The organism is Leucobacter chromiisoli, assembly GCF_016522505.1.
Taxonomy (GTDB): domain Bacteria; phylum Actinomycetota; class Actinomycetes; order Actinomycetales; family Microbacteriaceae; genus Leucobacter; species Leucobacter chromiisoli.
Map to the genome: position 1 here is coordinate 48,586 of NZ_JAEHOH010000020.1, position 13,335 is coordinate 61,920.

At 71.8% G+C, this 13,335-nt stretch carries 13 protein-coding genes; 7 read left to right on the top strand and 6 right to left on the bottom strand.

Annotated features, from left to right (window positions below):
- Nucleotide 1: 1 nt before the first annotated feature.
- Both JD276_RS13425 and JD276_RS13430 read right to left on the bottom strand, forming a co-directional pair.
- The gene (locus JD276_RS13425; protein WP_200116171.1) at nt 2–559 is read right to left on the bottom strand and encodes a nuclear transport factor 2 family protein; all 558 of its coding nucleotides are present in this window, start codon (nt 557–559) and stop codon (nt 2–4) included.
- A gap of 94 nt (nt 560–653) precedes the next feature.
- Entirely contained in the window at nt 654–1,430 is a 777-nt protein-coding gene (locus JD276_RS13430) for an IclR family transcriptional regulator (RefSeq protein ID WP_200116172.1), read from the bottom strand.
- A 165-nt stretch (nt 1,431–1,595) separates the two neighbouring features.
- Between JD276_RS13430 and JD276_RS13435 the strand changes: the two genes are divergently transcribed.
- Together JD276_RS13435 and JD276_RS13440 are read left to right on the top strand one after the other, a co-directional pair.
- Nucleotides 1,596–2,651: a maleylacetate reductase gene (locus JD276_RS13435; protein WP_200116173.1), complete on the top strand. Its 1,056-nt coding sequence runs from the start codon at nt 1,596–1,598 to the stop codon at nt 2,649–2,651.
- Nucleotides 2,648–3,550, top strand: a complete 903-nt coding sequence (locus JD276_RS13440; RefSeq protein WP_200116174.1) for a hydroxyquinol 1,2-dioxygenase — start codon at nt 2,648–2,650, stop codon at nt 3,548–3,550. The genes JD276_RS13435 and JD276_RS13440 overlap by 4 nt, the downstream gene beginning before the upstream one ends.
- Before the next feature lie 39 nt (nt 3,551–3,589).
- Here JD276_RS13440 and JD276_RS13445 read toward each other — a convergent pair whose 3' ends face one another.
- The gene (locus tag JD276_RS13445; RefSeq protein WP_200116175.1) at nt 3,590–4,531 is read right to left on the bottom strand and encodes a ThiF family adenylyltransferase; all 942 of its coding nucleotides are present in this window, start codon (nt 4,529–4,531) and stop codon (nt 3,590–3,592) included.
- A complete protein-coding gene (locus tag JD276_RS13450) occupies nt 4,531–5,301 on the bottom strand; it encodes an N-acyl amino acid synthase FeeM domain-containing protein (RefSeq protein WP_200116176.1) in 771 nt (256 codons plus the stop codon). Before JD276_RS13450 ends, JD276_RS13445 begins: the two co-directional genes overlap by 1 nt.
- 236 nt (nt 5,302–5,537) lie before the next feature.
- Here JD276_RS13450 and JD276_RS13455 point away from each other — a divergent pair, with 236 nt between their 5' ends.
- Entirely contained in the window at nt 5,538–6,392 is an 855-nt protein-coding gene (locus JD276_RS13455; RefSeq protein ID WP_200116177.1) for a hypothetical protein, read from the top strand.
- A gap of 69 nt (nt 6,393–6,461) precedes the next feature.
- Here the strand turns inward: JD276_RS13455 and JD276_RS16375 are convergent, their stop codons facing one another.
- Nucleotides 6,462–8,786, bottom strand: a complete 2,325-nt coding sequence (locus tag JD276_RS16375) for a putative bifunctional diguanylate cyclase/phosphodiesterase (protein ID WP_200116178.1) — start codon at nt 8,784–8,786, stop codon at nt 6,462–6,464.
- Nucleotides 8,787–8,938: 152 nt separating this feature from the next.
- Between JD276_RS16375 and JD276_RS13465 the strand changes: the two genes are divergently transcribed.
- From JD276_RS13465 to JD276_RS13475, 3 genes are read left to right on the top strand one after another with little or no spacing between them, the layout of a single operon-like run.
- A complete protein-coding gene (locus tag JD276_RS13465; protein WP_200116179.1) occupies nt 8,939–9,286 on the top strand; it encodes a metallopeptidase family protein in 348 nt (115 codons plus the stop codon).
- Nucleotides 9,286–9,579 (top strand): ATP-dependent Clp protease adapter ClpS, encoded by a 294-nt coding sequence (gene clpS / locus JD276_RS13470; protein ID WP_200116180.1) that lies wholly within the window; start codon nt 9,286–9,288, stop codon nt 9,577–9,579. The genes JD276_RS13465 and clpS overlap by 1 nt, the downstream gene beginning before the upstream one ends.
- Nucleotides 9,576–10,142, top strand: a complete 567-nt coding sequence (locus tag JD276_RS13475; RefSeq protein WP_200116181.1) for a DUF2017 family protein — start codon at nt 9,576–9,578, stop codon at nt 10,140–10,142. The genes clpS and JD276_RS13475 overlap by 4 nt, the downstream gene beginning before the upstream one ends.
- A 43-nt stretch (nt 10,143–10,185) precedes the next feature.
- Here the strand turns inward: JD276_RS13475 and dinB are convergent, their stop codons facing one another.
- A complete protein-coding gene (gene dinB, locus JD276_RS13480; protein ID WP_200116182.1) occupies nt 10,186–11,400 on the bottom strand; it encodes a DNA polymerase IV in 1,215 nt (404 codons plus the stop codon).
- 207 nt (nt 11,401–11,607) lie between these two features.
- Between dinB and JD276_RS13485 the strand changes: the two genes are divergently transcribed.
- Complete coding sequence (locus JD276_RS13485) at nt 11,608–13,329, top strand: glycerol-3-phosphate dehydrogenase/oxidase (RefSeq protein ID WP_307866577.1); 1,722 nt, start codon at nt 11,608–11,610, stop codon at nt 13,327–13,329.
- Nucleotides 13,330–13,335 lie beyond the last annotated feature (6 nt).

Genomic DNA, 13,335 nt, shown 5'->3' on the forward strand with positions numbered 1-13,335 from the left:
TCTACGCGTCCATGAGGACCGACTGCGAGGGGAATGCCTCGGCGAAGTCGTTGGGCAGCGGCGCCACGAAGACGTTCTCGGTGCGGGTGCGGGTGATCCTCCACACCCCGTCCTCCCTGCGGAAGGCGTTGTTGAGCCGGCTGGAGCGCAGCAGCGCCTTGCCGTCGGAGAACAGCCAGGGCTGCATGTGGATCCACTGCCCCGTCGCCGTGTCGCCCGTCACATGGATCTGCTCGGACGTCAGGTAGTGGGCGTTGAGCAGCAGCAGCGGATCCTGCCTGGTGCCCCAGAACCCCTGGAAGTGACGCCGGATCGCGTCCTTCCCCTCCGCTCGTCCGAACTGATCGTCGTAGTACTCGCCGACGCCCTCCCACACCGCGTCCTCGGTGTAGAGCTCGAGGATGAGCTCGATGCGCTCGGCGTCGTCGGTCACCCCGGGCTCGGGCAGCGGCGTGTCGCAGAGGAACATGTAGCGCGCCTGCACCCGGCGGATGTCCGCCTCCGCTTCCAGCGCGTCGATCCGCTTCAAGAGGCTGTCGAGAACTTCCTGCGTGGCCATGTCACTCCCTCGTGCTGTCATTCGCGATGACCGGGTCATCGCCTGGCCCCGACACTAGGTCAGGAGGCGGCCGCCGGAAGAGGCTCCGGTCTGCTCAATGAACCGGGGTGCGGAGCATGGCGCGGGAGATCTCGGTGGCGGCCGCCCAGAGCGCGTGGATGGTCGTCCGGTCGTCGTGGCGCTCCGCGCGCACGGTCGCCGAGATGACGGCGATCACGTGGTTGCCTCCCCGGTACGAGACCGGCACGGCGTAGGTCTTCGCGCCCGGGACGACCAGCCCCTGCTCGCTCGCCCACCGCCGCTCGCGGATCTCCGCGTACTCGGCCCGCAGCTCCGGGGCGATCGTCTCGTCGTCGCCCGCCCAGTAGGCCTGCAGCACGCGCCCCGAGACCGTCTCCTCGGCCGGCACCGACCCCCCGACCGCCGCGAGGATCGCGATCTCCCTGCGACCCCCGATCCGGTCCAGGTACACGACGTCGTCGCCGTGCGGGATGGCGAGGTGCACCGCGAGCGCCTTGGTGGCGGCGCGCAGGTCGACGAGCGTCGGGCGGGCGACCGTCCGCAGGCGCGCGGGGCCGGGCACGTGCTGCCCGAGCTCGTAGATCAGCCATCCGAGGCGGTAGCCCTTCGGGGTCTTGTCCATAAGGCCGTGCTCGACGAGCTGCTGGGCGAGGCGGAAGGTGCTCGCCTTCGAGACCCCGGACCGCTGCGAGAGCTCCGTCAGGCCGAGCGTGTGAACGCTCCCCGAGAAGGCCTCGAGCAGCAGCCGCACCTTCCCCAGCACCGTGTCGTCACCGGCCTCCTCCGCCACCGCGGCCCCCTTCCCGCTCATCCCCGAGCCGTCGTCCGAGTGCGCCGTCGCTCCTCGCATGGGCACCAACTATACCCACCGTTTCCACCGCCGGGGTTCGGTCAGCGAACCGATCGGGTCTCCCCGATTCGAGCACGCGATAGGCATGGAGTGCCGCCCGGGCGACGACGCAGGCGCGGGGAACGGCCGAAGCCGCCGAACCGGCGAATACCTCGAAAGGTCACTATGAGATTCATCCACGACTCACTGCCCCAGCGGGTGCGCTTCGCCTCCGGGGAGGCCCGCGAGCAGCTCGCTCAGGAGATCGACGAGCTCGGCGCCTCGCGGGCGATGGTCATCGCCGCACCCGCCGAGCGGCCGCTCGCCGAGCGTATCACCGCCGGCCTGCCGATCGCGGTCGAGCACGACGACGTCGCGCCCCACGTGCCCGTCGAGGTGGCCGAGCGCGCACGCGCGGTCGCCGCCTCGGAGAACGTCGACGTGCTCGTCACCGTCGGCGGCGGTTCGACCACGGGCCTCGCGAAGGCCGTCGCGCTCACGAGCGGCGTGCCCATCGTCGCCGTACCGACGACGTACGCGGGATCCGAGGCCACCAACGTCTGGGGCCTCACCGAGGGCTCCGTGAAGACCACCGGCGTCGACCCCCGCGTGCTGCCGCGAGCGGTGGTCTACGACGCCGAGCTCACGCTGTCGCTGCCGATCGAGCTGACCGTCGCCAGCGGTCTCAACGCCCTCGCGCACTGCATCGACTCGCTCTGGGCGCCCCGGGCCGATCCGATCAACGCGGCCATGGCGAGCGAGGGCATCCAGTCGCTCGCCTCGGGCCTGCCGCGTCTCGTGAACGACCCCTCGGACCTGGACGGCCGCGAACTCGTGCTGCACGGCGCCTACGTCTCGGCCGTGGCGTTCGCTTCGGCTGGCTCCGGCCTGCACCACAAGATCTGCCACGTGCTCGGCGGCATGTTCGACCTGCCCCACGCGCAGACCCACGCCGTCGTGCTGCCGCACGTGCTCGCGTTCAACGGCTCGTTCGCGCCGAACGCCGAGGCGCGCATCGCCGCGGCGTTCGGCGCCCCCACCGCGAACGAGGGCCTGCGCCGGCTTCGCGAGGCCCTCGGCTCGCCGAGGGCGCTCAAGGACTACGGCCTGCCGGAGGACGGCCTCGCGGCGGCTGCCGCTGCGACGGTGCCGCTCGTTCCGGCCGGCAACCCCGCTCCCGTCACCGAGGACGGCCTCGTCGAGCTGCTGCACGCGGCCTGGGCCGGAGAGGAGCCGAAGTGAGCACGATCCCCGACATCGGCGAGGAGCAGCGGCAGCGCGAGGAGGAGCTCACCGAGCGGGTGATCCGGTCGTTCGACTCCTGCGCCGATCCGCGGCTGCGGCGGGTGCTCGCCGGTCTCGTGCGCCACCTGCACGCGTTCATCAGGGACGTGCGCCTGACCGAGGAGGAGTGGAACCGGGCGATCGCCTTCCTCAGAGAGGCCGGCGACATCACCGACGACCACCGGCAGGAGTTCATCCTGCTCTCCGACGTGCTCGGCGCCTCGATGCAGACCGTCGCCGTGAACAACGAGGCCTACGCCGACGCGACCGAGGCGACCGTGTTCGGCCCCTTCTTCGTCGAGGGCTCCCCCGAGATCGCCATCGGCGGCGACATGTCCTTCGGCGCCACGGGCGAGCCTTGCTGGGTCGAGGGCACCGTCACCGACACCGACGGCAACCCGGTGCCCGGCGCGCTCATCGAGGTCTGGGAGGCCGACGAGGACGGCCTGTACGACGTGCAGTACGACGACGAGCGCACGGCGGCCCGCGCCCATCTCTTCAGCGACGATGCGGGCCGCTACGCGTTCTGGGGCATCACCCCGACGCCGTACCCGATCCCCTACGACGGCCCCGTCGGCAGGATGCTCGACGCCGTCGGGCGGTCGCCGTACCGCGCCTCGCATCTGCACTTCCTGGTCGACCGAGCCGGGTACCGCCGCCTCGTGACCCACATCTTCGTGGCGGGCGACGAGCTGCTCGACTCCGACAGCGTGTTCGGGGTGAAGGAGTCCCTGGTCAAGGAGTTCGAGCCGCAGCCCGCGGGTACGCCCACGCCGGACGGACGGGATGTGAGCGGAGCCTGGAGCCGGGTGCGCTTCGACATCGTGCTGGCCCCGGAAGCCGCGCTCCGGCGCTGAGCCCCGGCGCTCGATGTGACGCCCGAAGCGGCCCGGGCGTCACATCGAGCGGCGGGCGATGTCGGCGAGCGTGTAGCTGCCGAGCGGATTGAGCCCGAGCCGCTGCCGGGCTGCGGCGAGGAGGAGGTGCCGCGTGTGGGCGGGCCTACCCGCCCGCACGACGCGGGTGCGCATCCGGTAGGCGTCGGTGTAGGCCACTCGGGGAGCCCAGACGGGCTGCCTGCGGCGGTTGCCGACCCCGGCGGTCAGATGCAGGAACGCCTGCGCGGTCCCGATGGCGGAGGCGAGATCGACGCCGATCGAGATCGACGGGAGCGGCGCTGCGGGGGCGCCCCCCTCGCCGAGCACCGCCCGCAGCGACCGCAGATCCGTGTACGGCGGGATGTAGGGCAGGCAGCGGGCGAGATCGACGCCCGCCTCCGCGATCTCGTCGAGGGGCGCGTCCGGGGAGAACCCCATGAGCCGCTCGAAGGTCCACGGCGAGTCGGGCGCGAACGAGGTGACCTGCGCGGCGAAGCCGACGTTCATCACGAGGAGGTCGGGGATGCCGCGCGCCCTCGCCCCCCGCGCGACGAGCGTGCCGATCTCGGGCCTCGTGAGCTCGGACTCGTCGAGCACGAGCGATGCGCCGTCGAGGAACGGATCGAGGGTGTCCTCGACGACGCCGCCGAGGAACGTCTCGACCTCGGCGTCCGGATTGATGTCGAGCACCCGCTCGCGGAAGACCTCGGCCTTGTTCCTGCCGAACGACGACGCGGTCGCCCCCTCGACCCGGTTGACGTTCTCCGGCTCGAACACCTCGGGGTCGGCGATGCTGAAGCGGGCGACCCCCATCCGCGCGAGTTTGAGGCCCAGCTGGAAGCCGTCGCCGCCGACCCCGGCGATCGCGACCTTCCCGCTCATGAGCGCCCGCTGCTCGTCCTCGCTCCAGAACCCGTAGTTGCGCGAGAACTCGGGCGCGGCGACGGTTCTCGACGTCATCAGGCGGCCCGCTCGCCGCAGGTGCCCGTGGAGACCCGCCCGAGGTACGTCATCGCGGGCTCCGCGGACCGATAGCGGTCGATGAACCCCCCGCCCCGCGCGTTCACCCGTTCCGCCGACGCCGGGATGTCGATCTCGATGGGGAGGTTGTAGTCCAGGTAGTGCTCCACGTACCGCGGCTCCCCGATGCGCGCGATCGCGATGGCGCCCCTCAGGTGGCGCTCGAACCAGGGCTCGATGATGGCGAAGGTGCGCTCCAGCCCGTGGTTGGCGATGTAGGCGAGCATGAGCGCGAAGAGGTGCCACTGCACCGCGTCCTGCAGCGCGGCGGCCTCGTGGCGCGCGATCACGCGGGAGACCTCGACGCTCCGGGGCGTGAGGTCTCCCGGCGCGAACGCGTCGGGGCAGAAGTCCTCGACCGGCAGCGGCCGTTCGGTCCCGCGCAGGATGAGCCGGGACACGCCCACCACCCGCACTCCCGCCCCGTGGTTCTCGAACACGCCGAACGTGACCGATCGCGCGTCGTCGGGATCCCGGTCCGTGCCGTCGGACTGGAGGTCGCTCTCGGCGAGCTGGCCGGTCTGCTCGACGTAGACCTTCCGGCGCAGCCGGAAGTGGGCGGCGTACTCCGCCTCGAGACCGGGCATCGCGACGCCGTCGACGGCGAGCACGCCGCAGGCGAGTCGTGCCGTCGGGTCGTGGGAGAAGAGGTCGGATCCGATCACGGGGATGACGTCGTGATTCGAGACAGAGCGATCGATGCGGGACAACGCCGGGGTCCTCCTAGATGCCGCACGGCCTCGTTCGCCGCGCACAGTTATGGGCCGCCGGGCTGCGCTCGGACGGCTCCTGTGATACTCATTCTGCCCCACCTTCCCCCGAATCCGTCGTCGCGACGACACGGCGCGGCGCGCGAGGGCCGCGCGGGGCCCGGCGCGAAACCCCCGATGAGACCGCCCGCGTTGGTACGATGTACCAAAATTACGACGTCGCGATTGGAGCAACGGTGCCGGAAGACAACTGGAATCGGGCGAGCGGCCTGCGAGCCTGGCCGGGTTCCGACGACGTGCGGCTCAGGGTCCTGGACAGCGCGATGCGCCACGTGGAGTCGGTCGGCCTCTCCCTCAGCGTCGACGCGGCGCTCGTCGAGCGGCTCTCGGGCGAGGCCGGGGTCTCAGCGAAGCAGTTCGCGCAGGTCTGGCCGTCGCACGAGGCGTTCCTCACCGATCTGTTCTGCGAGCTGGCGAACCGGGCGCGGATCGACCGCGCCGACACCGAGACGCTGCTGACCACCTGGCAGTACCTGAGCATGCGCAGCGACGACCTGCGCTCGGCCGAGGGTCGGCGCCGGGTGCTCATCGACGTGATCCGCACGGCCGCGCAGTACAACTTCGACGTCGTCACGGCGTCGAGCAAGTGGCGCACCTACGCCGCGCTCTCCACGACGATCACGTCCTGGCCCGAGGGGCGATCCCGCACCCGCGTGCTCGACGCCCTCCGGGCCAGCGAGCTCTCCTTCGTCGAGACCATGGAGAGCTTCTACCGCAACGTGCTGCCCACCATCGGCTACCGGCTGAAGCCCATGTTCCACGACGACTACCAGCCCTTCGTCGTGGCGGCGGCGTCGGTCATCGAGGGCCTCGGGATCGTGCGCGCGACGGTCCCCGCGCTGGTCGAGGCCCACTTCGACCTCGAGGTCGAGGACGGCCCCGAGCCCTGGTCGATCGCCGCGCTCGCCTTCGTGGGCGTCGTCGACGCCTTCATCGAGCCGGATCCGGAGTTCGTCGCGGACGAGGCGATCTCCCGGCTCAGCACCGGGGTCGACGTGACCCCGCGCTCGCAGTCCGAACCCGACTACTGAGCCCGCTCGGCGCGCCGGGGGCCGGCGTCCCCGCACGCGGTGGCGCTCGGGGGCCGGGATCCCTGGCGCTCAGTCGATGCTCGCGCGCGACCCCCAGCGCCGGATGCGGTCCATCGTGAGCGGGAGCGAGAGCGGCCTGCCGAAGTGATAGCCCTGCGCGTTGCGCACGCCGATCTCGGTCATCACCCCGACCATGGCCGGCGTCTCGATGCCCTCGACGACCATCGTGTAGCCCAGCTTGTCGCCGAACCCCTGCAGCGCCTTCAGCACCTCGCGCTGACGCACGTCGTCGAGGTCGTTGATCAGGCTCTTGTCGATCTTGAGGATGTCCATCGGGAAGTGCACGAGCGCCCCGACGGAGGAGTCCTCGGACCCGTAGTCGTCGAGCGCGATGGTCACCCCGGCGGCCTGCATCTCCTCGGCGTCGCGCCGCAGCTCGTCGGTGGCGGCGCGCAGGGACCGCTCGTTGAGCTCGATGCAGAGGGAGATCTCGGGGTGGGCGAGGGAGGCCTCCCGGATGAACGGACCGAGCTCGGCGTCGCTGATCTGCCCCAGCTCGAGGTTCACCGTGATGCACGCGATGCCCGGCTCGAGCCGGCGGAACTTCTCGGCCGCGTCGAGGGCCTTCGTCACGACCTGCTCCGTGAGCTCGTTCATCAGGCCGAGGCTCTTCGCCCTCGCTACGAGCGAGGGCGGGGAGATGGGGCCGAGCTCGGGGTCGACATAGCGCACGAGCGCCTCGAACGCCCAGATCCTCCCCTCATCGAGGCTCACGATGGGCTGGAAGGCGAGTGACAGCCGGCCCTCGCGGATCGCCCTCGCCACGATGTCGTTCGTGCGGCTCGAGCGGTGCGAGGAGATGCCCACGCTGCTGCCCTCGGCGGCTCCGTCGCGGCGCGAGCGCTTGACCTTCAGCATCGCCCGATCCGCGTCCTCGACGAGGGCCTGGGCGTCGAGCTCGCGGTGGCTCGAGAAGGCGAGGCCCGCGCTGACCGCCGGCCGGAGGTCCTGCCCCTCCAGCTCGAGCGGCTGGCTCACCGCCTCGACGATGCGGTCGGCGGCCTCCCTGGCCTGCTCGAGCGAGACCAGGCCGGAGAGGATGACGACGAACTCGTCGCCCCCGACCCGCGAGACGAAGCCCCCGCCGCCGGCCGCGCTCTGCAGGCGGCCGGCGATGGCCCTGAGCAGTTCGTCTCCGGCGCGGTGCCCGAAGGTGTCGTTGAGCTTCTTGAAGTTGTCGAGGTCGATGAAGAGCAGGGCGATGCCCTCGTGGTAGGGGCGGTTCTCGTTCGCGTCGACGAGCGCCTCCTGGAAGGCCCCGTAGTTCGGCAGGCCCGTCAGCGCGTCGCTGTTCGCGCGCCTCTCGAGCACGTGCACCTCGTCCTGCATCCGCGCCGCCTCGCTCGCCACGTGCGCGAGGGTCGCCAGCGCGCGCTCGTCCTCACGGGTGAAGGGCGCTCCGCCGATCCTACGCGAGGCCACCACGTACCGGCCGGAATCCGCCTCGACGGCCACCTCGGCGCCGATCTCGTTCCGCCCCGGCCCCTCGTCGCGGAGCTCGACGCGGTCGGCCTGCACGATGGCCTCCGCGCGATCCTGCAGGGCGGCGGCCAGTCCGCCGCCGGACTCCCTCGGCAGCTCGACGGCCGCGTCCACGATCGCGCTCAGCCGACGCTCGGTGTCCGCGTACCGCTGCCGCTGGGCGAGCATGTAGAACACCGACGCCGTGAGCAGGAGCAGGAACCGGGTCCGGTTCGCCCGGGGGTCCCCCTCGAGCCACGGGATGACCGTGGAGTCGAGGGAGCTCATCAGCGCGGCCGTCGCGGCGACGATGAGGACGACGAGCCCGATCCGGGAGGGGCTGACGGCCGAGACGCCGAAGGCGCGGTCGGACGCCGGACGGAGCCGCTGCCGCGCGAGCTCGACGAGGACGACCAGGCCGTAGTAGGCGGCGGTCCCCACCAGCAGGCCGAGCGCCGCCCAGCCGGTCGTTCCGCCGAGCCCGAGTCCGATGGCGACGAACGCGAAGGCGCCGGCGGAGCTCACCCCCGTCGCGTAGAGCGTCTGGAGGAGATCGCGGCGGGCGATCGCCTGGGAGATCGCGACCCCGAACGTCCAGATGCAGACGTCGAGGAGGTGCGAGTGGTCGCGGGGGTGGATGGCGAGCATCACGAGCGTCACGCCCACGAGCGGTGATTCGGGATGGCGCCCGACGCGCATCTGGAAGGGCCCGCAGATGATCACGCCGGCCACCAGCGCGATCACGAGCGTCCACGACGGGGGCCCGGACACGACGATCTCGAAGGCGCCGTATCCGATGGCGCCGAGGGCGAGGCCCGCGAACGGGAGGGCGAAGAGGAGGTCCCGCTTCGTCGTATCCTCGCGTATGAGCACGACCCATCTCCCACCCATGTCTCGGCGAACCCGCCCCTCGGTCGAGGCGCGGGGCGCGGCAGCTCGGCAGTGTCAATCATGACATGCGGGGCGGCGCCCGGCCGTCCCCCCACGGGGTGTACCCCGCCGAGGCCGCTGTGTAGGCTGAAATCATGCTCACCCTGTCGCACGAGGAATTCGAGGCGCTCGTCTCGGACGGGCTCGACAGCCTGCACGACGACATGCTCGCCGCGCTCGACAACGTGATCTTCCTGGTCGAGGACAAGCCGAAGGACGGGAGCGGGATCCTCGGGGTGTACGAGGGGTTCTCGCTCGCCGATCGCACCCAGTACGGCTACGGGGAGGAGCCCGACCGGATCACCCTCTTCCGCGAGAACCTGCTCGCCCACTGCGAGGATCTCGACGAGCTGATCAGCGAGATCCGGGTCACGCTGGTGCACGAGATCGCCCACTTCTACGGGATCACCGAGGAGCGGATCCACGAGCTGGGGTGGGGCTGATGCCCGCGACGGACGTCGGCGCCGAGCGGCGGCAGAGCGAGCAGCGGGCGCCCGAGCGCCCGTGGCAGACGGTGGTGTGGGACGACCCCGTCAATCTCATGTCGTACGTCTCCTACGTCTTCCAGGCCCACTTCGGCTTCAGCCGCGAGCGGGCGGAGGAGCTGATGCTGCGCGTGCACCAGGAAGGCAGTGCGGTCGTCGCGGAGGGCGGTCGCGAGGCGATGGAGATGCACGTCGAGGCGATGCACGGGTACGGCCTGTGGGCGACCGTGCGGCAGGGAGGACCGGCATGAGGCTGCTCCCCCTCCCCGGCGGCGGCCTGCGGCTGCGGCTCGACCCCGACGAGGCGGCCCTGCTGGATCAGCTCGTCGGCCAGCTCATCGAGCTGCTGCAGGGGCACAGCCGCACGGCGCTCGACCCGGATCCGCTGTTCGCGAGCCTCGAGGTCGGCGGCACCGACGAGCGGCCGGCCGATCCCGCGCTCGCCCGGCTCTTCCCCGACGCGTACGAGGGAGACGAGGAGGCCGCCGGGTTCCGCAGGGTCACGGAGCAGGGACTGCTCAACCGGAAGCTGCAGGACGCGATGTCGGTGACCTCCGCGCTCGGCCTGGGCGGCGGTCCGGAGGTCGAGGATCCGGTCGAGCTGGAGATCACTCCCGAGACGCTCCCGGTGTGGGTGCGCACCCTCACCTCGCTGCGTCTCGCCATCGCGGCCCGCGTGGGGCTCGAGCACGAGAGCGACCACGCGCTGCTGCTGCACGACGAGGAGACCCGCGGCACGGTGCTCGTCTACGACTGGCTCGCGGCGATCCTCGATTCGGTGCTCCGGATGACCCCGCCCGTTCCGGAGGGCTGAGGCGGTTCGTGCCGACCCCGCCCCGGCGCGTCAGTCCGGCGCGTCAGGCCGGCGGCTCCAGCGAGCGGTGGTCGACGACGTCCTCGCGCGGGGCGAGCAGCCGCGCCGAGGTGACGCCGAGGCTGCCGAAGCGGCCCCGCACCTCGTCGACCGCCTGATCGACGGCCTTCCACCCCTCGTCCTCGCTCCACAGCCCCATCGCCTCGCTGCCCTCGGCGACGAGCTGCTCGGCCCGCACGCCGATGAGGCGCACCGGGCGGCCGGCGGCGCCGAGCGCCGCGAAGAGCTCGCGGGCCGTGCGGTAGATGCGCTGCGTCGCGTTCGTCGCCTCGGGCAGGGTGCGCGAACGGGTCACCGTCTCGAAGCTCTCCCAGCGCACCTTGATGGCGACCGTCCGCGCCTCGACCCCGTGCTGCCTCAGCCGCTCGCCGGTTCGGGTGGCGAGCCGCAGCAGCTCGCGCTCGAGCAGCGCCGGATCGGTCTGGTCCTCCGCGAAGGTCTCCTCGTGCCCGATGCTCTTCTCGATGCGCGTCGTCTCGACCCGCCTGGCGTCGCGTCCGTTCGCGAGCTCGTGCAGCCTGCGGGCGTTCGCCTCGCCGACGACGCGCCGCAGCGATTCCATGGGCTCCACCGCGAGGTCGCCGATCGTGTGGATCGCACGCGAGCGCAGCGCGCGACTCGTGGCCTGGCCGACGCCCCACATCGCCTCGATCGGCAGCGGGTGCAGGAACTCCAGCGTGCGGCCGGGCGGGATCTCGAGCACGCCGTCGGGCTTCGCGCGCTGCGACGCGAGCTTCGCGACGAACTTGGTGCCGGCGAGCCCCACCGATGCGGGCAGCCCCGTCGTCTCCCGCACCCGCTCGCGCAGCAGGCGGGCGATCTCGGCGGGCGGGCCGAAGAGGCGCATGGACCCCGCCACGTCGAGGAACGCCTCGTCGATGCTCAACGGCTCGACGAGCGGCGTGAACTCCGCGAACACCTCCATCACGCGTCGCGAGGCCTCGCGGTACTTCGCGTGCACCGGGGGGATGAGGACGAGCCGCGGGCAGAGCTGCTTCGCCCGGGCGACCGGCATCGCGGAGCGCACGCCGAATCGGCGCGCCTCGTAGCTGGCGCTCGACACCACGGAGCGGGCCGTGTCATGGGCCGCCGCGACGGGGAGGCCGCGCAGCTCGGGCCGTTCCAGCAGCTCGACGGAGACGAAGAAGGAGTCCATGTCGACGTGCAGCATGGAGGCCTCGCGTCGTCCGTCGGTCATGCATCCATTGCACCACACGCCTCCGACACCGGCGAGCGGGCGGAGGACGCGCGAGCGGGCGAGCGGCGCCGATCCGTCTGCGGGGTCTGGGAGGACGCGGAGGAGCCGATGTCGGCTCCGTCTTGTAGCGTAGGGATCGAGCAGCCGCACGGGCGAGCGCACGGGCGGCTGCGGGCAGGAGTTCCCCGGCTTCGAGAGGAGCAGATCGTGATCGAATCGCGAGAGACCGGCGTCCGACCCGAGGTCTCCGCCCTCCGGGATCGCCCGCGCGCCGAGGTGCTCATCATCGGCGGAGGCATCAACGGCATCGCGACGTTCCGCGAACTCGCGCTGCAGGGGGTCGACGTGGCCCTGGTCGAGCGCGGCGACTTCGTCTCGGGCGCCTCCTCGGCGTCGAGCCACATGGTGCACGGCGGCATCCGGTATCTCGAGAACGGCGAGCTCCGGCTCGTGCAGGAGGCCGTTCTCGAGCGCAATCGGCTCATCAGGAACGCGCCGCACTACGTGAAGCCGCTGCAGACCACGATCCCGATCTTCAAGACCTTCTCCGGGGTGCTCACGGCCCCCTTCCGACTGCTCGTGACCCACGGGCGCGGCAGGCCCCGCGAGCGCGGAGCACTGCTCATCAAGCTCGGCCTGCTCGTCTACGACACCTTCTCCCGGGCCGGCGGTCGCGTGCCGCGCCACCGCTTCCACGGCGCCCGGCGCTCGCTGACCGAGCTGCCCCGGCTGAACCGGAGCGTGCGCTACACCGCGAGCTACTACGACGCGTCCATGCACGATCCCGAGCGGCTCGCCCTCGACGTGCTCGCGGACGGCTCGGCCGCGGGCGGGGAGCGGGCCCGGGCCGCGAACTATCTCGCCGCGATCGGGCTGCACGACGGCCGCGTGAGGCTGCGCGACGAGGCCGCGGGCGAGGAGTTCGCGTTCGAGGCCGACATCGTCGTCAACGCGAGCGGCCCGTGGACCGATCTCACCAACGCCGCGCTCGGCGCCCCCACCTCGTACATGGGCGGCACGAAGGGATCGCACATCGTGCTCGACCACCCCGAGCTGCACGCCGCCACCGCCGGCCGCGAGATATTCTTCGAGAACTCCGACGGGCGCATCGTGCTGATCTACCCGCTCAAGGGCCGCGTGATGATCGGCACGACCGACATCGACGCGGATCCCCGCGAGCCGCAGCGGTGCACGGACGAGGAGATCGACTACTTCGTGCAGCTGGCCGGGCACGTCTTCCCGTCGATCCGGATCGACCGATCGCAGATCGTCTACACCTTCTCGGGCATCCGGCCGCTGCCGCGGCACGACGACACGGCGCCCGGCTTCGTGTCCCGCGACTACCGCATCGTGCCCGGCTGGATCGGACGGGTGCGCGTGCTGAGCCTCGTCGGGGGCAAGTGGACCACCTTCCGAGCCCTCGCCGAGCACCTCGGCGACGAGACCCTCCGCCTGCTCGGCAGGAGGCGCAGGGTGAGCACGAGGAACACGCCGATCGGCGGCGGAGCGGGCTATCCGCGCGACGCCGCCGGCCGCGCGCTCTGGATCGCGAGGCACCGCGGCGATCACGACCCCGAGCTGGCGGGCGCGTTGCTCGACCGGTACGGCACGAGGGCCGCGGAGGTGCTGCGCGCGCTGCCCGCCTCGCCGCGCGAGCTCCCCCGGCTCCCCGGCCACTCCGCCGAGGAGTTCGCGCACCTCGCGCGCACCGAGCACGTCCTCCACCTCGACGACCTGCTGCTGCGCCGCACCTCCGTCGCCTTCGTCGGCGGGCTGAGCGTCGCGGCGCTCGAGGAGGCGGCCGAGGCCGTCGCCGAGGCGCTCGGCTGGGACGGGGAGCGGGTGCGCGAGGAGGTCGAGCGGGCCGCCGCGATCCTGCGCGATGCGCATCGCGTCGAGCTCGGCCGCCCCGGCGCCGCACCGCTCTGAGCGCCG

Bases quoted from the DNA above. Each gene is read 5' to 3' on its own strand.
- JD276_RS13425 (WP_200116171.1), bottom strand. From the start codon at position 559: ATGGCCACGCAGGAAGTTCTCGACAGCCTCTTGAAGCGGATCGACGCG.
- JD276_RS13430 (WP_200116172.1), bottom strand. From the start codon at position 1,430: ATGCGAGGAGCGACGGCGCACTCGGACGACGGCTCGGGGATGAGCGGG.
- JD276_RS13435 (WP_200116173.1), top strand. From the start codon at position 1,596: ATGAGATTCATCCACGACTCACTGCCCCAGCGGGTGCGCTTCGCCTCC.
- JD276_RS13445 (WP_200116175.1), bottom strand. From the start codon at position 4,531: ATGACGTCGAGAACCGTCGCCGCGCCCGAGTTCTCGCGCAACTACGGG.
- JD276_RS13465 (WP_200116179.1), top strand. From the start codon at position 8,939: ATGCTCACCCTGTCGCACGAGGAATTCGAGGCGCTCGTCTCGGACGGG.
- clpS (WP_200116180.1), top strand. From the start codon at position 9,286: ATGCCCGCGACGGACGTCGGCGCCGAGCGGCGGCAGAGCGAGCAGCGG.
- JD276_RS13475 (WP_200116181.1), top strand. From the start codon at position 9,576: ATGAGGCTGCTCCCCCTCCCCGGCGGCGGCCTGCGGCTGCGGCTCGAC.
- dinB (WP_200116182.1), bottom strand. From the start codon at position 11,400: ATGACCGACGGACGACGCGAGGCCTCCATGCTGCACGTCGACATGGAC.